Origin of the sequence: Halomonas denitrificans, from assembly GCA_019800895.1 — a bacterium.
Taxonomy (GTDB): Bacteria; Pseudomonadota; Gammaproteobacteria; order Xanthomonadales; family Wenzhouxiangellaceae.
In genome coordinates this window covers 34,703-56,403 of the sequence record JAHVKF010000004.1, presented here as the reverse complement: position 1 = coordinate 56,403, position 21,701 = coordinate 34,703, and the positions used below count along the sequence as shown (strand labels likewise).

Annotated in this window: 21 protein-coding genes and 1 pseudogene; 17 read left to right on the top strand and 5 right to left on the bottom strand. The window is 68.1% G+C overall.

Going from position 1 to position 21,701, the window contains the following annotated elements; all coding sequences use genetic code 11:
• The first annotated feature begins 411 nt into the window (after window positions 1–411).
• The 14 genes from rpsB to rnhB all read left to right on the top strand — a co-directional run bounded on the left by rpsB (window position 412) and on the right by rnhB (window position 13,975).
• Window positions 412–1,383 carry a 30S ribosomal protein S2 gene (gene rpsB / locus KUV67_13410; GenBank protein ID MBY6205882.1) on the top strand — a complete coding sequence of 324 codons (972 nt, stop codon included), beginning with the start codon at window positions 412–414 and terminating at the stop codon, window positions 1,381–1,383.
• Window positions 1,380–2,255, top strand: a complete 876-nt coding sequence (gene tsf, locus KUV67_13405; GenBank protein MBY6205881.1) for a translation elongation factor Ts — start codon at window positions 1,380–1,382, stop codon at window positions 2,253–2,255. The genes rpsB and tsf overlap by 4 nt, the downstream gene beginning before the upstream one ends.
• Window positions 2,256–2,262: 7 nt before the next feature.
• Window positions 2,263–2,979 (top strand): UMP kinase, encoded by a 717-nt coding sequence (pyrH, locus tag KUV67_13400; protein ID MBY6205880.1) that lies wholly within the window; start codon window positions 2,263–2,265, stop codon window positions 2,977–2,979.
• Window positions 2,980–3,130: 151 nt separating this feature from the next.
• Complete coding sequence (frr, locus tag KUV67_13395) at window positions 3,131–3,688, top strand: ribosome recycling factor (GenBank protein ID MBY6205879.1); 558 nt, start codon at window positions 3,131–3,133, stop codon at window positions 3,686–3,688.
• A 3-nt stretch (window positions 3,689–3,691) separates the two neighbouring features.
• Entirely contained in the window at window positions 3,692–4,423 is a 732-nt protein-coding gene (gene uppS / locus KUV67_13390) for a di-trans,poly-cis-decaprenylcistransferase (GenBank protein MBY6205878.1), read from the top strand.
• A complete protein-coding gene (locus tag KUV67_13385) occupies window positions 4,416–5,237 on the top strand; it encodes a phosphatidate cytidylyltransferase (GenBank protein MBY6205877.1) in 822 nt (273 codons plus the stop codon). Before uppS ends, KUV67_13385 begins: the two co-directional genes overlap by 8 nt.
• Window positions 5,238–5,273: 36 nt before the next feature.
• The gene (gene rseP, locus KUV67_13380; protein ID MBY6205876.1) at window positions 5,274–6,635 is read left to right on the top strand and encodes an RIP metalloprotease RseP; all 1,362 of its coding nucleotides are present in this window, start codon (window positions 5,274–5,276) and stop codon (window positions 6,633–6,635) included.
• A 47-nt stretch (window positions 6,636–6,682) separates the two neighbouring features.
• Window positions 6,683–9,115: an outer membrane protein assembly factor BamA gene (gene bamA, locus KUV67_13375; GenBank protein MBY6205875.1), complete on the top strand. Its 2,433-nt coding sequence runs from the start codon at window positions 6,683–6,685 to the stop codon at window positions 9,113–9,115.
• A gap of 191 nt (window positions 9,116–9,306) precedes the next feature.
• The gene (locus KUV67_13370) at window positions 9,307–9,843 is read left to right on the top strand and encodes an OmpH family outer membrane protein (protein ID MBY6205874.1); all 537 of its coding nucleotides are present in this window, start codon (window positions 9,307–9,309) and stop codon (window positions 9,841–9,843) included.
• 5 nt (window positions 9,844–9,848) lie between these two features.
• Window positions 9,849–10,892, top strand: coding sequence for a UDP-3-O-(3-hydroxymyristoyl)glucosamine N-acyltransferase (gene lpxD, locus KUV67_13365; GenBank protein ID MBY6205873.1), 1,044 nt, complete (start codon window positions 9,849–9,851; stop codon window positions 10,890–10,892).
• Window positions 10,893–10,960: 68 nt separating this feature from the next.
• Window positions 10,961–11,437 (top strand): 3-hydroxyacyl-ACP dehydratase FabZ, encoded by a 477-nt coding sequence (gene fabZ, locus KUV67_13360; protein MBY6205872.1) that lies wholly within the window; start codon window positions 10,961–10,963, stop codon window positions 11,435–11,437.
• Complete coding sequence (lpxA, locus tag KUV67_13355; protein MBY6205871.1) at window positions 11,434–12,237, top strand: acyl-ACP--UDP-N-acetylglucosamine O-acyltransferase; 804 nt, start codon at window positions 11,434–11,436, stop codon at window positions 12,235–12,237. The genes fabZ and lpxA overlap by 4 nt, the downstream gene beginning before the upstream one ends.
• On the top strand, window positions 12,237–13,391 hold the full coding sequence (lpxB, locus tag KUV67_13350) for a lipid-A-disaccharide synthase (protein ID MBY6205870.1): 1,155 nt from the start codon (window positions 12,237–12,239) through the stop codon (window positions 13,389–13,391). Before lpxA ends, lpxB begins: the two co-directional genes overlap by 1 nt.
• Window positions 13,388–13,975: a ribonuclease HII gene (gene rnhB / locus KUV67_13345; protein MBY6205869.1), complete on the top strand. Its 588-nt coding sequence runs from the start codon at window positions 13,388–13,390 to the stop codon at window positions 13,973–13,975. Before lpxB ends, rnhB begins: the two co-directional genes overlap by 4 nt.
• A gap of 240 nt (window positions 13,976–14,215) precedes the next feature.
• On the opposite strand, the gene KUV67_13340 is transcribed toward rnhB, so the two are convergent.
• Both KUV67_13340 and KUV67_13335 read right to left on the bottom strand, forming a co-directional pair.
• Window positions 14,216–14,806: a hypothetical protein gene (locus tag KUV67_13340; GenBank protein ID MBY6205868.1), complete on the bottom strand. Its 591-nt coding sequence runs from the start codon at window positions 14,804–14,806 to the stop codon at window positions 14,216–14,218.
• A complete protein-coding gene (locus tag KUV67_13335; GenBank protein ID MBY6205867.1) occupies window positions 14,803–15,342 on the bottom strand; it encodes a hypothetical protein in 540 nt (179 codons plus the stop codon). Before KUV67_13335 ends, KUV67_13340 begins: the two co-directional genes overlap by 4 nt.
• Before the next feature lie 129 nt (window positions 15,343–15,471).
• Between KUV67_13335 and KUV67_13330 the strand changes: the two genes are divergently transcribed.
• The 3 genes and pseudogenes from KUV67_13330 (at window position 15,472) to KUV67_13320 (ending at window position 19,265) form a co-directional block, all read left to right on the top strand.
• Window positions 15,472–16,491, top strand: coding sequence for a transposase (locus tag KUV67_13330; protein ID MBY6205866.1), 1,020 nt, complete (start codon window positions 15,472–15,474; stop codon window positions 16,489–16,491).
• A gap of 658 nt (window positions 16,492–17,149) precedes the next feature.
• Window positions 17,150–17,950, top strand: a pseudogene (locus KUV67_13325) (hypothetical protein).
• 10 nt (window positions 17,951–17,960) lie between these two features.
• On the top strand, window positions 17,961–19,265 hold the full coding sequence (locus tag KUV67_13320) for a hypothetical protein (GenBank protein MBY6205865.1): 1,305 nt from the start codon (window positions 17,961–17,963) through the stop codon (window positions 19,263–19,265).
• Between the two features lie 237 nt (window positions 19,266–19,502).
• Here the strand turns inward: KUV67_13320 and yccX are convergent, their stop codons facing one another.
• The 3 genes from yccX to KUV67_13305 are packed head-to-tail and all read right to left on the bottom strand — an operon-like array spanning window position 19,503 to window position 21,698.
• On the bottom strand, window positions 19,503–19,769 hold the full coding sequence (yccX, locus tag KUV67_13315) for an acylphosphatase (protein ID MBY6205864.1): 267 nt from the start codon (window positions 19,767–19,769) through the stop codon (window positions 19,503–19,505).
• Window positions 19,766–20,314 carry a TlpA family protein disulfide reductase gene (locus tag KUV67_13310; protein MBY6205863.1) on the bottom strand — a complete coding sequence of 183 codons (549 nt, stop codon included), beginning with the start codon at window positions 20,312–20,314 and terminating at the stop codon, window positions 19,766–19,768. Before KUV67_13310 ends, yccX begins: the two co-directional genes overlap by 4 nt.
• Before the next feature lie 31 nt (window positions 20,315–20,345).
• On the bottom strand, window positions 20,346–21,698 hold the full coding sequence (locus KUV67_13305; protein ID MBY6205862.1) for a virulence factor BrkB family protein: 1,353 nt from the start codon (window positions 21,696–21,698) through the stop codon (window positions 20,346–20,348).
• Window positions 21,699–21,701: the final 3 nt, after the last annotated feature.

Genomic DNA, 21,701 nt, shown 5'->3' with positions numbered 1-21,701 from the left:
TGAGAGAGAATCCATCAATCACGCGGTACAACGCGCGGTGTGACGCGTGGCGAAACGCATGCGCGGGCCCGAACGCCCGCGAGGCGCATTCTAATCCACCGTGCCCGGCCAGCGGCCGCGGCCGGGCCGCCCTCCCCACCGATGGCTGCCGATCTTGCCCGCACCGCGGCTTCCGCGCTATAATCGACCGGATTTGCTGCCGGGCCCTGGCGCCCGGCGGTGAACGAAGACTCGGGGCACGCCCCCGAACAACTACACACGCATTCCGTCACATCCGGCGGGGTTGCCGTCCCGGCTCCGGTCACACGGGCCCGACGGTCGTCGGATGGGGAACTGCGGAGGCCTAAACCGAACGGGATCGATCCTACGCACCTGAGCGTGCGGGACGGCCCGGACAACGAGGAAAACGACATGCCCAACGTCACCATGCGCCAGATGCTCGAAGCTGGCGTTCATTTCGGACATCAGACCCGCTACTGGAACCCGAAGATGGAACCCTATATCTTCGGCGCGCGGGGCAAGATCCACATCATCAACCTGGAACGCACGCTGCCGATGCTCAAGGAGTCGCTGGACTTCCTGAGCCGCATGGCCAGCAAGCGCGGCACGATCATGTTCGTCGGCACCAAGCGCGCCGCGGGCCAGGCCATCGCCGAAGAAGCCGCGCGCTGCGGCATGCCCTACGTGTCGCACCGCTGGCTCGGCGGCATGCTGACCAACTTCCGCACGATCCGCCAGTCGATCAACCGCCTGAAGGAACTCGAGGCGATGGAGACCGACGGCAGCTTCGACAAGCTGGTCAAGAAGGAAGTGCTCGAACTGACCCGTGAGCGCGACCGCCTCGAGCAGAGCCTCGGCGGCATCAAGAACATGGACGCCCTGCCCGATGCGATGTTCGTCATCGACATCGGCCACGAGGACATCGCGATCGCCGAAGCCCGCAAGCTGGGCATCCCGGTCGTCGCCGTGGTCGACACGAACCACAACCCGGAACTCGTCGACTACGTGATCCCGGGCAACGACGACGCGATCCGCTCGGTCCGCCTGTACGCCCAGCTGGCCGCCGACGCCGTGCTCGAAGGCAAGGCTTCGGTCCCGCAGGTCGCCGGCGACAAGGACGAGTTCGTCGAGCTCGACGCCGAGGGCAACCCGGTCGAGTCGGCCGAACCGGCCAAGAAGGTCGCGAAGAAGAAGACCGCCAAGAAGGTCGCGAAGAAGACCACCAAGAAGACCGCCAAGAAGGTGGCCAAGAAGACCGCGAAAAAGGCGGCCAAGAAGGCTGCGGCCAAGTCCGACGACGCGCCGGAAGCCACCGCGACGGTCGAAGAGAAGGCAGCCGACGACGCTGCCGGCAACGAAACGGAAAGCAAGGACGAGTCATGAGCATTACTGCATCCCTGGTCAAGGAACTGCGCGAGCGCACCGGCGCCGGCATGATGGAGTGCAAGAAGGCACTCGTTGAAACCGACGGCGACCTCGACGCCGCGATCGAGCACCTGCGCAAGAGCGGCCTGGCCAAGGCCGACAAGAAGGCCGGCCGGGTGGCCGCCGAAGGCGCGGTCATCGACGCCGGCGCCGACGGCAAGGCGGTCCTGGTCGAGATCAACTGCGAAACGGACTTCGTGGCCAAGGACGACAACTTCCTCGGCTTCGCCAACCGCGTCGCCGAGATCGCCCTGGAAACGGGAACGGAAGACGTCAAGGCACTCGGCGAAGCCGAATTCGCCGACGGCGAGACGGTCGAGGCGCGCCGGCAGCAGCTGGTCGCCAAGCTCGGCGAGAACATCCAGCTGCGCCGCACCGCGCAGATGGGCGTCGACGGCGGCGTGATCGGGCGCTACATCCACGGCGGCCGGATCGGCGTGCTGGTCGGCCTGCAGGGCGGCGACGAGGAACTGGCCCGCGACATCGCCATGCACGTCGCGGCGCTGAACCCGCCCTACGTCGACGAAGACGACGTGCCGGCCGAAGTGCTCGAGCGCGAGAAGAACATCCTGAAGGCCCAGGCCGAAGAGTCCGGCAAGCCCGCCGACATCATCGAGAAGATGATCACCGGGCGCCTGCGCAAGCACCTGGCCGAGATCACCCTGGTCGGCCAGCCCTTCGTCAAGGACAGCGACCAGACGGTCGGCAAGCTGCTCAAGAGCGCCGGTGCCAAGGTCGTCGGCATGGTCCGTCTCGAGGTCGGCGAAGGCATCGAGAAGGAAGAGTCGGACTTCGCCGCCGAGGTGATGCAGCAGGCGCGCGGGAACTGATCCGGCCATGGTCGATTCCACGCGCTTCGGCCGGATCCTGCTCAAGCTCAGCGGCGAAGCGCTGCTGGGCGAGCAGGACTACGGAATCGACCCCAAGGTCAGCTCGCGGATCGCCCGCGAGGTGGCCGAAGTCGCCCGAGCCGGTGTCCAGGTGGGCATCGTCATCGGCGGCGGCAACATCTTCCGCGGCGCCGGCCTGGCCTCGGCCGGCATGGACCGGATCACCGGCGACCACATGGGTATGCTGGCCACGGTCATGAACAGCCTGGCGTTGCAGGACGCGCTCGAGCGTGCCGGCGTCACCACCCGCGTGATGTCGGCAATCTCGGTCCGCGAGGTCTGCGAGGACTACATCCGTCGCCGCGCCGTCCGCCACCTCGAGAAGGGCCGCGTGGTGATCTTCGCCGCCGGCACCGGCAACCCCTTCTTCACCACCGACACGGCCGCCAGCCTGCGCGCGATCGAGATCGGTGCCGACCTGATGATCAAGGCGACGAAGGTCGACGGCGTCTATTCGGCGGACCCGATGACCGATCCGGACGCGAAGCGCTACGACAAGGTCGGCTACGACGAAGTCATCGAACACAAGCTCAACGTCATGGACACCAACGCCATGGTGCTGTGCCGCGACCAGTCGATGCCGATCCGGGTGATCAACCTGAATACCAGCGGCGCCCTGGCCCGCCTGCTGGACGGCGAGGACGTCGGCACGCTGGTCGAATAGACCGCGACCCGCCGAACCGACGCGCCGGCGCCCGACCCCCGCCCGCCGCCTGCCCGAATTCCGCCCGATTTGACTGCTACAATCGCGAGTCGAATCGCCCCGTGCACGAGTTCGCGGAGCCCCCTGTTTCCACTGCCCGAGTGAACCGATCATGCTTGCTGACATCAAGAAGGATGCCTCGTCGCGCATGGACAAGAGCCTGGATGCGCTGAAGTCCGAACTGGCCAAGATCCGGACCGGACGCGCCCACCCCAGCCTGCTCGAACACGTCCATGTCGAATACTACGGATCGGAAGTGCCGATCGGCCAGGCCGCCAACGTGACCGTCGAGGACTCGCGGACGCTGGCCGTGACCCCCTTCGACAAGTCGATGGTGCAGAAGATCGAGAAGGCCATCATGACCTCCGATCTCGGCCTGAATCCGGCCACCGCCGGCACCGTGATCCGCGTGCCCCTGCCCGCCCTGACCGAAGAGCGTCGCGCCGACCTGACCAAGATCGTGCACGCCGAGGGCGAACAGGCCAAGGTCGCGATCCGAAACATCCGCCGCGACGCGAACCAGCACATGAAGGAAATGCTGAAGAGCAAGGACATCACCGAGGACGACCTGCGCCGCGGTGAAGCCGACATCCAGCAGCTCACGGACCAGCACGTCGCGCGCGTCGACGAAATGGTCGCGGTCAAGGAAAAAGAGCTGATGGAGATCTGACCCATGGTGTCGGCGGATCGACCGCGCCACCTGGCCATCATCATGGACGGCAACGGCCGCTGGGCCGCCCGGCGCGGCAAGGCCCGGACCTACGGCCACCAGGCCGGCACGGAAGCGGCGCGCAAGATCGTGCGAGCCGTGGCCGAGCGCGGCATCCCGATCCTGACCGTCTACGCCTTCTCCAGCGAGAACTGGACCCGGCCGCGTCACGAAGTGCGGCGCCTGATGTCGCTGTTCCGCCACGCCCTGGACCGCGAACTCGATCGCCTTCACGAGCACGGGGTTCGCTTGAACTTCATCGGCCGCCGCGAGGCCTTCTCCAGGCTGCTCCAGCGCGGCATGGAACGCGCCGAGGCGCTGACCCGCGAAAACGACCGCCTGATCCTCAACGTGGCGGCCAACTACGGCGGCCGGGCCGACATCACCGACGCGATGCGCGCGATGGCCGGGAAGGTCCGCCGCGGCGAGCTCGATCCCGATGCGATCGACGAGACGGTCGTGGCGCAGCACCTCGCGCTGCGCGACATGCCGGAACCGGACCTGTTCATCCGCACCGGCGGCGAGCAGCGCCTGTCGAACTTCCTGCCGTGGAACCTCGCCTACACGGAACTCTATTTCTGCGACACGCTGTGGCCGGACTTCGACGAGACCGACCTGGACCGCGCGCTCGATGCCTTCGCGCTCCGCGAGCGGCGCTTCGGAGGGCTGGGCGAGCCGACCCTGAAGCATGCTTAGGTCCCGCGTCCTGACCGCGCTGGTGATGGCCGCGGTGCTGCTGACCGCGATCTTCGCCCTCGATCCGGTGCCCCTGACCGTCGCGCTGGCCCTGCTGGTGCTGGTCGTCGGTGGACTGGAGGGCGCCGGCCTGGCCGGCCTGCACGGCGCCGTCGCCCGGACCGGCTGGATCGCCTTCCTGCTGGCCCTCGGTGCCGGGCTGCTGCTACTCATCCACCGCCCGGGTGCCGCCGTGTTCCTGTTCGCCATCGCCACCGGCATCTGGCTCGGCCACTGCATCGCGCTGGCCTGGCCCGACCGCGGCCGACCGAAGGGCACGGAACTGCAGTGGCGCAAGCTGTTCGACCTGGCCCTTATCCTGGGCGCGACCTTCATTTCCCTGGCCTGGCTGCACGCCGGCAGCCCGTGGCTGGTGTTCGCGCTGATCCTGGTGATCGCCGGCGCCGACATCGGCGCCTATTTCACCGGCCACGCGATCGGCGGCACCAAGCTGGCACCCCGGATCAGCCCGGGCAAGACCCGCTCCGGCGCCGTCGGCGGCATCGTTGCCGGCGCGCTCGCCGGCGCGGCGACCAGCCAGCTGCCCGACGTGCCCTACGGCCCCCTGACCGGCCTCGGCGCGGGCGCGTTGCTGGCGCTGCTGTCGATCGGCGGCGACCTCACGCTCAGCCTGATGAAGCGCCACCGCGGGATCAAGGACACGTCGAACCTGCTGCCGGGCCACGGCGGCATCCTCGACCGCATCGACAGCGTCGGCGCGGCCGCGCCCGCGTTCGCCCTGCTGATCTGGTTCACCCGGGCGGTCGCGGCATGACGCGGACCGGAACGAACGCCGAAGGGGCCCGCCGCCATGCTTGACGTGCTCGCCTCCGTCGGCTGGCTGGCGCTCGCCCTGGGCCTGCTGGTGACCTTCCACGAGTACGGCCACTACTGGGTCGCGCGCCGCTGCGGGGTGCGCGTCCTGCGCTTCTCGATCGGCTTCGGCCGCCCGCTGCTGCGCCGACGCAACGCCGCGGGCACGGAGTTCGTGGTCGCGGCGATCCCGCTCGGCGGCTACGTCAAGATGCTCGACGAGCGCGAGATGCCCGTCGCGCCGGACGAGGCGGACGACGCGTTCAACCGGAAGTCGCTGGCCCAGCGCTCGGCGATCGTCGCCGCCGGCCCGATCTTCAACCTGATCTTCGCGGTCGCCGCCTTCTGGCTGATGTTCATGATCGGCATCGCCGACTCGCGGCCGGTGATCGGCCCGCCGGAGGGGTTGGCCGCGGAAGCGGGGCTGGAGAACGAGGACCGCATCGTCCGGGTCGGCGACGAGCGGGTCGAGACCTGGACCCACGCCCTGCTCGCGCTGATTCCGCCGGCGCTGGATCGCGAAGCCGTCGAGGTCGAGGTCGAGGACGTGGCCGGCCTGCGCCGCACGGTCGAGCTGCCCCTGGGCCGGCTCGGCCCCGAATTCCGCGAGGACCGGACGCTGGAGGCGATCGGCCTGGCGCCGTGGCGGCCGGACCTGCCGCCGGTGATCGGGACGGTCTCGTCCGACTCGCCCGCCGAACGCGCCGGCCTGCAAGCCGGCGACCGCGTCGTGGCCGTCGACGGCGAGCCGGTCGACGGCTGGCAGCGGATGGCCCGGGCGATCCCCGAGGCGACCGAAGGCGGAGGCGCCATCGACCTCACCATCGAGCGCAACGGGAACCTGCGCACGGTCTCGATCGTGCCGGAACTCGTCGACGGCCGCCCGGTGGTCGGCATCACCGCGCCGGACGCCGATGCGGAACTCCGTCGTCGCATGGAGCGGACCTTCACGATCCTGCGCTTCGGGCCGGTCGAGGGGCTGGGTCAGGCCTTCGCCGAGACCTGGCGCCTGACCAGCGGCACGCTGGGCATTCTCGGCCGCATGGTCACCGGCCAGGCGTCGCTGGCCAACCTCTCGGGGCCGATCACCATCGCCCAGATGGCCCAGGACTCGGCCCGCCTCGGCGTTTCGCGGTTCCTGTTCTTCCTCGGCCTGATCAGCCTGTCGCTGGCGATCATCAACCTGCTGCCGATTCCCGTGCTCGACGGCGGCCACCTGCTGTATTTCCTGATCGAGGCGATCAAGGGCAGCCCCGTGTCGGAGCGCGGCCAGGTCATCGGCCAGACGATCGGTCTGGTCGCGGTTGCCGCACTGATGAGCCTGGCGATATTTAACGATATAGTACGAGTCTTTCAGTAAACTCGGCGCGCGTCATGGCGCCGAACCCACCCGGACACCGCTTTTTCATGAGAAAACTCCTTCTTCTCCTGGTGCTGCTCGCGAGCGCGCCCCTGCACGCCCAGAACTTCGTCGTCGAGGAGATCCGCGTCGACGGCCTGCAGCGCATCTCCGAGGGCACGGTGTTCAGCTTCCTGCCGATCGAGGTCGGCGACCGCCTGACCCCGACCCTGGCCCGCTCGAGCATCCGCGACCTCTACCGCAGCGGCTTCTTCCAGGACGTCGAGCTCGCTCGCGAGGGCGACATCCTGATCATCGAGGTGGTCGAGCGCCCGGCGATCTCCTCGGTGACGATCACCGGCAACAAGAAGATTCCCTCGGAGGGGCTGATGCCGGCCCTCCAGGACATCGGGATCGCCGAGGGCGAGGTGTTCGACCGGCTGGCCCTGGACCAGGTGGAACAGGAGCTCATCCGCCAGTACTACGGCCAGGGCCACTACAACGTCGACATCGACGTCCGCCTGTCGCAGCTCGACCGCAACCGCGTCGACATCGGCATCGTGATCGTCGAGGGCAAGGTCGCCAAGATCCGCCACATCAACATCGTCGGCAACGAGACCTTCGACGAAGACGAACTGCGCAAGGACTTCGAGTCCGGCACGGAAAACGATTTCTGGGGGCTTTACTTCTGGCAGGGCCGGCCGAACTACACGCGCGAGAAGCTCTCGGGCGACCTGGAGCGCCTGCGCGCGTTCTACCTCGACCGCGGCTACGTCGACTTCGCGATCGAGTCGACCCAGGTCTCGGTCAGCCCCGACCGGCAGAACATCTACATCACCGCCAACGTCCGCGAAGGCGAGGTCTATTCGGTCACCGACGTCAACCTGACCGGTGACCTCGTCGTCGATTCCGAGGTCCTCGAGCCCTTCGTCGCGATCGAAGGCGGCGAGACCTTCTCGCGCGAGAAGGTCGAGCAGACCGTCGACAACATCACCGGACTGCTGGCGAACTTCGGCTATGCCTTCGCCAACGTCAACCCGGTACCCCGGATCGACCGCGAGGAAAAGACCGTCGACCTGACCTTCTTCGTCGACCCGGGCAAGCGGGTCTACGTGCGCCGGGTCGAGTTCCGCGGCAACACGGTCAGCAAGGACGAAGTGCTGCGCCGCGAGATGCGCCAGTTCGAGGGCGCCTGGTTCTCGCAGGCCGCGGTCGACCGTTCGCGCCAGCGCCTGCGTCGCATCGGCTATTTCGAGGAGGTCAACATCGAGACGCCGGCGGTCGAGGGCACCGACGACCAGGTCGACATCATCGTCAGCGTCGAGGAGCGATCGACCGGCAGCTTCCAGGTCGGCCTCGGCTTCTCCCAGCTCCAGGGCCTGATCGCGTCGATCTCGGTCCAGCAGGAGAACTTCCTCGGCTCGGGCCGCACGGTCGGCTTCGCGGTCAGCCGCAGCCGGATCAACCGCCAGGTCAACCTGTCCTACACCAACCCCTACTGGACCGACGACGGCGTGTCGCGCGGCTTCTTCGTCAGCTACTCCGAATTCAACCAGGGCCGGGCGAACATCTCGGCCTTCTCGACCAGCCAGGCGGCCGCCGGCGTGAACTTCGGCTTCCCGGTCACCGAGGTCGACTACGTCCGCCTCGGCGCCAGCTACCAGGCGCTGGACATCAACATCGGCAACTTCGTCGCCGTGCCGATCGACCCGGACGACCCGGACAGCCCGGTCAACTTCGAGCTCGCCGCGACCCGGCCGCTGGCCATCACCCTGGACCGCGACGGCGACGGCTTCCTGTCCGGCGACGAGCGCGACGTCGAGACCGTGCTGTTCAACGGCAGCTGGGGCCGCGATACGCGCAACCACTTCCTGACCCCGACCCGCGGCTCGCTGAACCGCCTGTCGCTGGACCTGGCCGTGCCTGGCAGCACGCGCGAGTACTACAAGCTGGCCTACCGGGGCCGCAAGTACTGGCCGCTGGGCGAGAACCTGGCGTTTGCCGTGCGCGCCGACGTGTCCTACGGCGACGTCTACGACGACAAGGAACTGACCTTCGAGGACGTCGAGCCCGAGCGCCTGGCCGGCAACTGCCAGCTCGACGAGATCGTGACCTCCGACGGCGGCCTGCCGTTCTGGGAGCACTTCTTCGCCGGCGGCGTGTCCGACGTGCGCGGCTTCGACGACAACACGCTCGGCCCGAAGGACCAGTTCTGCCGCTCCGTGGGCGGCGACTTCAAGGTCACCGGCGGCGTGGAGATCGCCTTCCCGATCCCGTTCGCCGAGCTCAGCGGCACGCGCCTGGCCTGGTTCGTCGACGTCGGCAACGTGTTCCAGCGCTACGACACCTTCGACGAGAACCTGCTCCGCGCCTCCACCGGCCTCTCGCTGACCTGGGAAGCCCCGGTCGGCCCGATCATCATCAACCTCTCGACGCCGCTGAAGGACCGCCCGGGCGACGACGTGCAGCAGATCCAGTTCTCCTTCGGCGCCCAGTTCTAGCGATTGACCTTTCGTCCCGGGGCCGGCGGCCCCGGGCGCCCCCTGCAACGTCGCGCAACGCGGCACCCCTCGCGCCCCGTCCCGGGCACCCGGGGGGCCGCGGCGGGGAGTCGCGTTCGCGCGGCGGGGGAGGAAATTTCGCGCGCGAACGCCTATACTCGGGTACCTGAGCGTTCGGAGAAAACGCAAGAATGGTTCGCGTCCTGACATTGCCGATTGCGCTGATGATCGCGTTGATGATGGCCGGCTCCGCCTGGGGGCAGGCCGACCTGCGCATCGGCTACGTGGACATGAAGCGCCTGCTCGACAACGCACCGCAGGTGCTGGCCGGCCGCGCCGAGCTCGACATCGAATTCCGCCCCCGCAACGAAGCCCTGCTGGCCGACGAAGAGCGCCTGGTCCGGATGGAGCAGGACCTGGCCGATTCGATCGGCCTGAGCAATGAGCAGATCCTGGCCCGGGAACGCGAAATCCGCAACCTGCGCCGCTCGATCGACCGGCGGCGCGAGGACCTGGCCGAGGAACTCAACTTCCGCCGCAACGCCGAGATCAAGTCGCTGGGCGAGGAGATCGAGCTGGCCGTGCAGACCGTGGCCGAGCGCGAAGGCTACGACCTGGTGCTGTCCAGCCCGGTCGCCTTCGCCTCGCCCAAGATCGACATCACCGACCAGGTGCTGGAATTCCTGGAAGTCGACTTCGAGTTGCGGAGCCGGCGCGCGCCGCAGTGAGTTCGATGGCTGCCGGCTCCGGGGGCGATCCGGTCGCCGGGTCCGATGCGATCTCCGTCGGCGAACTGGCCGAAGCGCTCGGCGCCCGCCTGGTCGGCGACCCCGACGAGCGGGTCGACCGTCCGGCAACCCTGGCGACCGCCGGCCCCGGCGCCCTCGCCTTCCTGTCCAACCCGGCCTACCGCCCCCAGCTGAAGGAGACGCGCGCCACCGCCGTCCTCCTGGCCGAGTCCGCGCTGGATGACTGTCCCTGCGCGGCGCTGGTCGTCGACGACCCCTACCTGGCCTGGTGCATGGCGCTGGAGCGCTTCGCACGCGAACCGGACCTCGATCCGGGTATCCACGACCGTGCCCACGTCGATCCCGAAGCACGCGTCGATCCCGGCGCCGAGATCGGGCCGATGGCCGTGGTCGAAGCCGGGGCGCGCATCGGGGCCGGCGTCCGGGTCGGGCCGGGCTGCGTGGTCGGCCGGGACGCCCGACTCGAGCGGGACGTCCGCCTGACCGCCAATGTCACGCTGGGCCCGGGGGTGCAGCTCGGCGAACGAACGATCGTCCATCCGGGCGCGGTGATCGGCGCCGACGGCTTCGGCCTGGCCATGGACCAGGGACACTGGCGCAAGGTGCCCCAGCTCGGCACGGTGCGGATCGGCGCCGACTGCGAGATCGGCGCCAACACCACGATCGACCGCGGCGCGATCGACGACACGGTGCTCGGCGACGACGTGCGGCTCGACAACCAGGTCCAGGTCGCCCACAACGTGGTGATCGGCGACCACACGGCGATCGCCGGCTGCGTGGGCATCGCCGGCTCGACCCGGATCGGCCGCTACTGCATGATCGCCGGCGCCAGCGGCATCGGCGGCCACCTCGAAATCTGCGATCATGTCGTGATCACCGCGATGAGCACGGTGCTGGATTCGATCAGCGAACCGGGCCAGTACGGCTCCGGCATTCCGGCCCGGCCGCTTCGCGCCTGGCAGCGCACGCTGGTCCGACTCGGCCAGCTCGAGCGCCTGTTCCGCTCGCGCCGCCGCGCGCCGCGCTGAGCGACGAAACCCGAACCGCTGTCGACCCGACTTCCGACCCCTTCTTCGACCGACATGGACGTTACGGCATGACCGAACCCCGAACCGCCGACATCGAACGCATTCTTTCCCTGCTGCCCCATCGCTACCCGTTCCTGCTCGTCGATCGCGTGCTGGACTGGTCGGCCGACGAGAAATCCGGTCAGCCGCCCAGGATCCACGCGATGAAGAACGTGACCATGAACGAGCCGTTCTTCCAGGGCCACTTCCCGGGTCATCCGGTGATGCCCGGCGTGCTGATCCTCGAGGCCATGGCGCAGGCCGCAGGCTGCCTGGCCCACCTGGCCCGCCAGGAACAGGGCGCGAAGGACCAGCTGTTCTACCTGGTCAAGATCGACAAGGCCCGCTTCAGCAAGACCGTGGTCCCCGGCGACCAGCTGCACTTTCACGTCACCCAGAAGCGACTGATGCGCGGCATGGGCCTGTACGAGGCCGAGACCCACGTCGACGGCAAGCGCGTGGCGAGTTGCGAGATGCTCTGCGCGGCGCGACCGGACGATCGATGAACGGACGACCGACGAGCGACCACGGGGCCCGCATCCACCCGACCGCGATCGTCGACGAAGGCGCGCGGCTCGCCGAAGACGTCGAGATCGGCCCCTACGCCATCGTCGGCGGCGAGGTCGAGCTCGAGGCGGGCTGCCGGGTCGGGCCGCACGCGGTCGTCACGGGCCGCACGCGGGTCGGTGCGGGCACCCGCATCTTCCAATTCGCATCGATCGGCGAAGAGCCGCAGGACAAGAAGTTCGAGGGCGAGGCGACGGAGCTGCACATCGGGCGCGACAACACGATCCGCGAGTACGTGACGATAAATCGCGGCACCGCCGACGGCGGCGGCGTCACCCGCGTCGGCAACCGCAACTGGATGATGGCCTACAGCCACATCGCCCACGACTGCCGGGTCGGTTCGGACTGCGTGTTCGCCAACGGCGCGACGCTGGCCGGCCACGTCACCGTTGGCGACTTCGTCATCTTCGCCGGCTTCTCCGGCGCCCACCAGTTCGTCACCATCGGCGATCACGCCTTCCTGGGCATGTACGGCGGCGTCAACCAGGACGTGCCGTCCTTCGTGATGGTCTCCGGTCGCCCACCGCGTCCGCGCGGGATCAACAGCGAGGGCCTGAAGCGTCGTGGCTTCGACGCCGACGCGATCCGCGCCATCCGCGAGGCCTACCGCCTGGTCTACCGCCTCGGCCGTCCGCTCGACGAAGCGCTGGCCGAGCTCCGCGACCGGGCCGACGAGCAACCGGCCCTTCGGCGGTTCATCGAGAGCATCGAGGCCGGCACGCGGGGCCTGCTGCGCTGATGTCCTTCGTCCTGTCGGCCGGCGAAACGTCGGGCGATGCGCTGGGCGCGGCGGTCGCCGAGGCACTGCGGCAGCGACTGGGCGAGCCGGACCTGGCCGGCATCACCGGGCCGGCGATGCGCGCCGCCGGAGTCGAATCCATCGAGACCATCGACGCGCTGGACGTGATGGGCCTGTTCGAAGTGATCGGCCACCTGCCCCGCCTCGTGCGTCTCCGGCGCGGTCTGAGAACCACCATCCGCGACCGATGCCCGCGCGCCTTCGTCGGCATCGACGCACCCGATTTCAACCTGGGCCTGGCCCGCGGTCTGAAGCGCGACGGCATCCCGACCGCCCACCTGGTCGCCCCATCGGTCTGGGCCTGGCGCGGCTACCGGGTCAACAAGATCGCGCGCTCGCTGGACCTGCTGCTTGCATTGTTTCCGTTCGAGCCGGACTGCTTTTCGGGCACCGGCCTGGACTGCCGCTTCGTCGGCCACCCGCTGGCCGATGCCCTGCCGCAGTCTCCGGACCGCGCGGCCGCCCGGCGTGACCTGGACCTGCCCGCCGACCGCCCGATCGTCGCCCTGCTGCCCGGCAGCCGCGGCGGCGAGATCCGCCGCCACGCGGCCCTGCTCGCCGAGACCGCGAGGCGCATCCGGCGCGACCGGCCCGACGTCGAGCTCGTCGTGCTGCTCGCCCGGGACGACCAGCGCGAGGCCTTCTGCAGTGCTGCCGGCGCAGATGCCGCCGCCGAGACCACCGATCAGCTGCAGATCGTCACCGATCGCACGCGCACCGGTCTGACCGCCGCCGACGTCGCGCTGGCCGCGTCGGGCACGGTCACCCTCGAGGCCCTGCTGACCCGCACGCCGATGGTCGTCTACTACCGCCTGCCGGCAGCGACCTACGCCACGGCCCGCGCCCTGCGGCTGGTCCGCAGCGCGCACGTCGGCCTGCCGAACATCCTGGCCGGGCGCGAACTGGTGCCCGAACGCATCCAGTCCGAGGCCACGCCGGAACGGCTGGCGCGCGATGCGCTCGACTGGCTGGACGACGCGCCCCGGCGCGATGCCTTCCGGGCCGCCGCCGACGAACTGCACGCCACGCTGGCACGCGGGGCGGCCGATCGGGCGGCCGAGGCCCTGGTCGAACGCTTCGGAGCCTCGCCTTGAAGGCCGCGACCGTCATCCGGAGAATCGCCGGCGTCGACGAAGCCGGCCGGGGCCCGCTGGCCGGCCCGGTGGTCGCCGCCGCGGTCGTGCTCCACCCCGACCGCCCGATCGACGGCCTCGACGACTCCAAGAAGCTGACGGCGCGCCGCCGCGACGAGCTGTTCGAGTGCATCCGCGAGCGCGCCGCCGCCTTCGCGATCGTCGAGGTCGGCCCGGCCGACATCGACCGGCTCAACATCCTGCAGGCGACGATGACCGCGATGGCGCAGGCCGTCCGCGCCCTCGACCCGGCCCCGGACCACGTCCGGATCGACGGCAACCGCCTGCCCGACCTCGGCGGCATGTCCTGCGAAGCGCTGGTCGGCGGCGACGGCCTGTGCAAGGCGATTGGCGCGGCCAGCATCCTGGCCAAGGTCCACCGCGATCGCTTGATGATCGACTACCACGCGCGCTGGCCCGACTACGGCTTCGACCGCCACAAGGGCTACCCCACCGCCGCGCACCTGGCCGCCCTGGACCGCCTGGGCCCCACGCCGATCCACCGGCGAAGCTTTCGGCCGGTGCGGCAGCAGGAGTTGTTCTGAGAGGGGCAGACAGGAGATTTCGGCTGGCGTTCGGTCGAGTCGGAGCAGCCGACTCATAATCGGTAGGTCGCAGGTTCAAGTCCTGCAGGGCCCACCATCTCCCTGAATCCTATGGGATTTTGGGGGCAGTGACTCATTGATTTCTGGGTCGGGTGGTCGCGGGGGCGATCGTCGGGGTCAGTAGTCGGCGCGGCACGTTCGGTCTCCCACATTGGGCGTGGCCGAACGATACGGGCACAGTCAGACGAAGTAACGCTTGGGAATACCAACGGCTACCAAGATCAAGAACCCCAATACCAGGAAAGTCTGAGCGAGGAGAGAGAGCGCGGGAACTGGCAATGCCTCCGGAAGTGCAGGCAGGAAGGTGATTTCGAAGCTCGCTTCATCATCGCTGGGATCCGGATCCGTGAAGCTGGACAAGTATCGAATCTCAATGGTCTCGCTCGCATCCACGACACTCAATGCCCGCAGTGAGAATTGACAGTCCAGCGTCTGGTTAACGAGAAGCGGCGATATTTGCCAGACAATAATGTAGTCAGAAGGATCAACGCCTCTGCCTTGCCCAACAACGAAGCCGGGGCAATCAGCATCGAACGGAAATGAAAAATTACGGATCAGGCCGGTGGCGCCAATGACCAAGAGATCGACGTCAGCCGGCCCCTCGTTCACAGAAAGAAAGCTAACGCGTATTTCCTCGCCCGGGCGGATTTGAATGCCGTCGCTGTTGCCATTGATCAGTATATCGAGCGCAATATCTGTATCGCCGCCCGATTGAGCGACGATTGGCAGGCTGATCAGCAGGATTAGTGCAGCAGAAGTGCGAATCTTCATTGCTCAAAGCTCGACGCGAAAATAATCTCTGGCCGATCTCGATAATTAGCAATGACCGGAGCTGTCAGGACGAATGCTTTTGCATTTTCGCGGACATTAGGGATTCCGGCTGGAAATCCATTGCACTGAGCACACACAATATCAGCGTTTGAGAAAAGAAGGGGTTGGGTGCACGGCGGTGAACCACCGCCGCACCATAACGGCCAATTGACAGTCATTAAGGTCGTAAATGCCCCGCCCGTATCGGCATTGCTGTAATGCCCAAATGCGTACGGATAGGACACCTCACCAGGAGGATCTCCAGGATTAACCGGTGACTCTTCCGGGTTGTGCTCACCGCCGAAGTTGTGCCCGAACTCATGCGCGTCAATATTTTGTCCGATCTGGTTGCTGTAGATATTCACAGAGAACGCTGCAAAGGAGGAATCCCCCAACTGAATGGCTCGCGGTATATCCGCATATCCAGCAAACCCCGCTCCGCTCCCTGTCGTCATCGTTACCAAATCAGCACCAATTTCATCTCGTAGCGCCGACACGGATGTATCTGAACAACTGAGACACCCACCACGTAGGAAATAGCCTACGCCAGATCGAGGCGATTTACCGATGCGGTCAGCAGAGTTCGCGGCATAGGCTGGTGCCACGTCTTGTCCCAGGGTTCTGCGATGCCTCAGCCGCGCTGCCGTCTCGTTTCTCTTGAAGCCACCCCGCACTACCACGTGGTCAGTCGATGCGTCCGACGCCAGTTCCTCTGTGGGAAGGACCGGCTGACCGGGCGGGACTTCTCGCACCGGCGCGATTGGATCCGGGCGCGGATCTTCGAACTCGCCGAGATCTTCGCCGTCGATATCTGCGCTTACGCGGTGATGAGCAACCACGTGCACCTCGTATTGACGCTGCGCCAGGACGTGGCGCTGGCGTGGGACGACCGCGAGGTCGCGGAGCGCTGGCTGCGCTTGTTCAGCGGCCGGCCGGTGGTGAAGAACTGGCTGGCCGGGCGCCGCCAGTCGGAAGCGCAGGTTGCAGCGGCGCTGGAGCTGGTCCGGACCTACCGCGAGCGGCTGTTCGATCTGTCCTGGTTCATGCGCTGCCTGAACGAGCCGATCGCCCGGATGGCGAACGCCGAGGACAATGTCACGGGGCGGTTCTGGGAAGGGCGGTTCAAGTCGCAGGCACTGCTCGACGAGGCCGCACTGGTATCCCTGATGGCCTATGTGGACCTGAACCCGATCCGGGCCGGGATGGCCGAAACGCCGGAGGAATCCGACTACACCTCCCTACAGCAGCGGGTGATCGAATCCCGTCTGGAGAATGCACCGGAGCAAAAGGAGGCGCTGCCGGAGGACCTGCAGGCGGCGATCGGCAAACTGGCCCGCTTCGCCCCCAAGTCCGGCCTGCGGGAAGACGGCGTCCTGCCCGTCACCTTCGCCAGTTACGTGGAGCTGGTCGACTACACCGGGCGCGCGATTGCCCACGGCAAGAAGGGCGTGATCGATGATCGGCTGCCGCCGATCCTGCAACGGCTCAAGGCTCGGCCCGAAGGTGTGCTGGAGTTCCTTACCAAGCCGCAATCCCTGCGATCGCCCAGTGTGCTGGGCCCGGTTCAAGCGCTCCGCGAATTGGCCCAGGAGTTCGGACGCAAGTTCCTGAACGGACACGCCCTCGCAACGCAGTTGTTCGGCTAGACACAGGCCTGGCCGACGCCGGTCGTTATTCGATCCAGCGCTCGGGCCGCACGAGAGCGGCCGAAGAGACTTGGGTGGCTGCCTTCAGATCCGTAGTCCTGGCCGATTCCACGCCCCGCTCACGCCGATCGGTTCCTGGCCGATCACCTTGGCGATGGAAAAGCCCATGGGTGCCTCTGTTCAAAAAGCGAAAAGGCCATAAGGGCCATGAAAAGCCAAGGAGCAAGGCCATGGGCGTCTTGGTTTGGTGAAGGATATGGGTGTCTCCGTTCAGAAAGCCTTGAAGGATATGGGTGTCTCCGTTCAGAAAGCCTGGGTGTCTCCGTTCAGAAAGCCATCCCTCTCCCCTAGTCCCTCTCCCCTTGCCCCTGCCCCCTTCCACCTCGCCATTTGAATCCCCGCGGCGCGCTCCCTATACTGTGGCGGCCGTCACATCGTGGCGGCGGGGACGGGGCGACCGGCACATCCGGTCCATGGGAGCCCGTCCTTTTTCAGGGACGCCGGACCGCCGATTCCGTCCGCATGCGGCTTCACTCGCCGCGTTCGACGCGACATCGAGCCCGCCCGGCAGCTACAACCAAAAGAGGTAGACACCATGACATTCAGGATCGCCCTTCCCGGCGTTGTCTTGGCGGCCGCGCTCGTGCTGTTCGGCAGCACCGCGTGGTCCGCGACCGGCGTCGCGTTCGTCCACGGCACCGGCAAGCAGACCGACGCGCTGAACGACTACTGGACCACGGACATGGTCAACTCGGTCCGCCAGGGCCTGTCGAACAGCGCCAACTACACGGTCATCAACTGCGACTTCGAGCAGTACATGTGGAACAGCCAGGCGGCAGGTTGCCTGGCCGGGCAGTTGACCAGCTTCATCAACGCCCGCGGCATCACCGACCTGGTCGTGCTGACCCACTCCAACGGCGGCAACGTGATGCGCTGGATCCTGTCGAACCCGACCTGGGACAGCCGCTACCCGAACATCATCAACAAGACGCGCTGGGTGAATGCGCTGGCGCCGTCGTCGACCGGCACGCCGCTGGCCGAGGCGGTGATGCAGGGCAACGTGTTCGAGTCGGCGCTGGGCTGGCTGCTCGGCTACCAGAACGACGCGGTGCGCATGCAGCAGCCGAGCTGGATGGCCTACTACAACTCCAGCTGGCTGCTCGGCACGTCCGGGCGCCCGAGCCTGCCGAAGGGATTCTGGAACGTGGTCGGCACCGACGTGCGCTCGGCCATCTGGGACGGCGCCGCCTACTGCGGGGGCTACTTCAACCAGGTCGGCCTGGAGATCACCCAGAACTGGCTCGACAGCTGTTCCGACGGCTTCCTCGACTGCAGCAGCCAGAACGGCGCGGGCAGCCTGTGGTTCTACGACTACCAGGTGTCCGGCGACCGACTGTCCCACGCCCAGAGCCGGCGCGACTGCCACGGCCTGGACGTGATCCTGCGCAACGACCTGTAACGGAGGCCCCATGAAGATCACAACCATCACTCTTGCCGCCCTGGTGGCGGCCGGGCCGATCGCGTTCGCACCGGTCGCGGCCCAGGATATCGAGCCCGGCCTCAGCGCCGCCGACATCGGCTTTGCCGAGCCGCTCTCCGCAAGCTGGCTGGCCCGCCAGCCCGGCGACTTCGGTGCCGCCAAGCTGGTCGCCGACCCCGCCGCGGTACCGGCCAGCGAGCACACCGAATCGCTGCCCGTGCAGTTCGCGTGGCCCTTGAACGAAGCCCCCGCGGCGACCTTCGACCTGCCGCGCGTCGACAGCCGGCAGTACTGGGTCGACGCCACCGGCGGCGACCTGGCCAAGGGCATTTCCCTGCCGCTGACCGCGCCCGGTGCGGTGATCCGCATCTCGCCGCTAGATGCGCAAGCGAAGGTCCGCATCGCACCGGATCACCTGTCCCTGGCGATCGCTCCCCCGGCCGGGGACGAACGCACGCTGGATGCCGGCGCCCTGGCCCACCTGGCCGACGGCGCGGCGCTGAAAGCCGCCGGCATGGACGTGCCCGAAGCCTCGCTGGCGTTCCAGCTGGCCGATTCGGTGCCTGCCGGTTCGCTGAAGCTCGGCGTCGGCGCGCTGCCGCCCGGCGAGCGCATGGTGGTCCACGTGTTCGAGCCGAGAAGCCCGTGGTCCGGCCAGCTGACGCTGCCGGCGCGCGACTTCTTCACCGGCGACACGGTCTCGATGGGCTTCGGCATCGGCGACGGCAAGTCGCAGCTGCCGGTCGGCTCGGTCCAGGCCGTGGTCACGGACCCGACCGCGCGGCGGCAGTTCGATGTCCGCCTGGACCCGGCCTCCGGGACCCTGGTCGGTGACCTGCCGAAGGACCTCGACGTCACCGGCCGGAGCGGCCTGTTCGAAGCCCACGCCTACCTCGAGACCACCACCCCCGACGGGCTGGTGGTGCGGCGCGACCTGAAGATCCCGTTCTCGGTCGCACCGCCGCTGGCGCGGCTCGACGGTTCGGTGAAGGCCGAGCTGAACGCCGGCCTGACGCTGGACATCGGCGTCGAGACGGCGGTGGCCGGCCGCTACCAGCTCAACGGCCTGGTGTTCGGCACGCGGGCGGACGGCTCGCTCGCACCGATCGCCCAGGCCCAGGTCGCCGCGCCGCTGGCGGCGGGTTCGGGTCGACTGCAGCTCAAGGTCGATCGCGCGATCCTGGCCGCGAGCGGGCTGGATGCACCGTTCGAGGTGCGCGGCCTGGAGCTGCTCGACCAGGGCCGGATGTTCCGCCTGCAGCGACAGCAGGACGCGCTGCGCATCACGCGCTGATCGCTACGGCCGCCGTCCCGGCTCCGGGGCGGCGGTCGAGGCCATCGACACGGGGCCGGAAACGCCGGCGGGGCCTTCCCCGTCGGCGTTTTCTTTGCTCGTCGGGAGCGGGGTCGGCGCCGGTCTCGCGGGACGGCCGCCAGGGAGCGGCTCGGGGGCTCGAACCGGGGGCTCGAACCGGGGATTCGATTCGGAGTGACGAAGCGGCCAGTCAAGCCGGGAAGTCGATCCGGAGGCTCAGCCGGTCGTGAAGTGCTCCGGGGGCGTCGCGTCGGACGGTTCGCGCTCGACGCACTCGACCCGGGCCTGGGGGGATCCGTCGTGCAGCCAGCGCTCGAGCGCATCGAGCGCCTCGTCGTTGCCGCAGGCGAGCACCTCCACGCTGCCGTCGGCAAGGTTGATCGCGTGGCCGGTCAGGCCCAGGCGCTGCGCTTCGCGCTGGGTCGATGCGCGGAAGAACACCCCCTGCACGCGACCCTCGATGCGGAATTTCACGCAGCTCATGTCGAGGGTTCGGCGTCGACCCGGTTGCGCACGGTCTCGCCGGTGATCGGCCCGATCCAGGTCTCGGCCAGGCGCCCGTCCGGGGCGATCAGGTGGGTCGTCGGCAGCGCACGGGGCGTGCCGAGCGACGGCGGCGGCGCGTAGACATCGACCCGCAGGATCGGATAGGAGGCCGGATAGTCCTGCAGGAACTCGCGGAAGGTCTCGACGTCCGTGTCCTCGAAGGCCAGGCCGAGCACCGTGATGTCGTCGCGGCTGTCGTGCAGGTCGGACAGGTCCGGAATCTCCTTCCGGCAGGGTGCGCACCAGGTCGCCCAGTAGTTCACGACCACCCACTGGCCGCGCCATTCGCTCAGGTCGCGGGTGCGGCCGTCGAGGTCGGGCAGCGAGAATTCGGGCAGCGACGTCTCGGACTGGCCGGCGGCATCCGCGGTCGGATTGCCGGTCGGATCGCCGGTCGGAGCGCGGTCCGAGGCGAACGCCGAAGGGATGGACGCGGCAAGGGCCAGCGAAAGGCCCAGCAGCGCGGCGGGAAACGTGGTCATGGTCGGGCTCCGTGAGAGGGTTCGACAGCGGTCATTCGTCGCTTCCGGCGCGGCGCTTGCCGGCCCCGGACGATCCGATCACCAGCGACTTCAGGGGGCGATCCATCAGCGGGCGGACCGACTCGCCGATCTCGTCGAGCGCCTCGCGCAATCGACGATCGCCGTCGCTCGGCGGCGGAAGCGAGTCCGATTCTGCCAGCGGCAGCACGAAGGGAACGTGTGCGTAGAGTTCGGCCAGCGTGTACTCGGCCGGGTCGATGGTCAGGAACCAGTCGCCGTCCTCGTCGCGCTGGACCACGCCGGCGCCGTCGAGCTGGCCGAGCAGGAGCTGCAGTTCTCCGTCGGTCATCGCGTCCTCGCGCGCCAGGAAGTCGGCCGAACCGAGGCCGGCGCCGCGGCGCTGGGCCAGCGCCAGGTGATGGATCAGGCGGATCGCCAGCAGCAGGTGGTGCCTCGGGTTCCAGCGCCAGTCGGCGCGCTGGTAGTTGAAGGTGGTCAGCGCCGCGGTCACGCTGGCGCCGAGCAGGATGACCACCCAGGTGACGTAGATCCAGACCAGGAAGATCGGAATGGTGGCCAGCGCGCCGTAGAGCCGCTCGTAGGTCGGAAAGGTCGAGACGTAGAACACGAAGCCGTGCTTGGAGGCTTCGAAGGCCACCGCCGAGAACGTCGCGCCGGCCAGCGCGTGATGGACCCGCACGCGGCGATTCGGCACCACCGAGAACAGCAGGGTGAACGCCGCCAGCGCGATCAGGAACGGCGTCAGGCCCAGCATCAGGGTCTGGATCAGGCCACGGGCGAACTCCGGCGCCAGCCGCGGCAGCGCGGCGATCACCGAGGTCAGGCCGACCGACACGCCCATCAGCACCGGCCCCAGGGTCAGCACGGACCAGTAGACCAGCAGCCGGCTGCTGATCCGGCGCGGACGGTCGACGCGCCAGATCCGGTTCAGGCTCTTCTCGATCGTCGCCATCAGCAGCAGCGCGGTGACGACCAGGAACAGCGTACCCGCGCCGGTCAGCTCGCCGGACCGCTCGACGAACTGGTCGACGTACTGCTGGACGATGTCGCCGGCGGCCGGAACGAAGTTGTTGAAGATGAAGTCCTGCAGGCGCTCGACCCCGGAGTCGAAGACCGGGAAGGCGGAGATGATGCCGATCACCACCGCGGTCAGGGGCACCATCGCCAGGAGCGTGGCGTAGCTCAGCGCACCGGCGGCCTCGAAACACCGATCCTCGGTGAAGTGCCGGACCAGGTGGCGTCCGAAGGCCTTCAGCCAGCGCGGGTCGCGGAGCACGCCGAGCGGACCGGGCAGGGGCAGGCTTGACGCCGACCGGGCCTCGGATGCGTCAGAATGTCGGTCATCGGGCTTCGATTCAGCCATGTC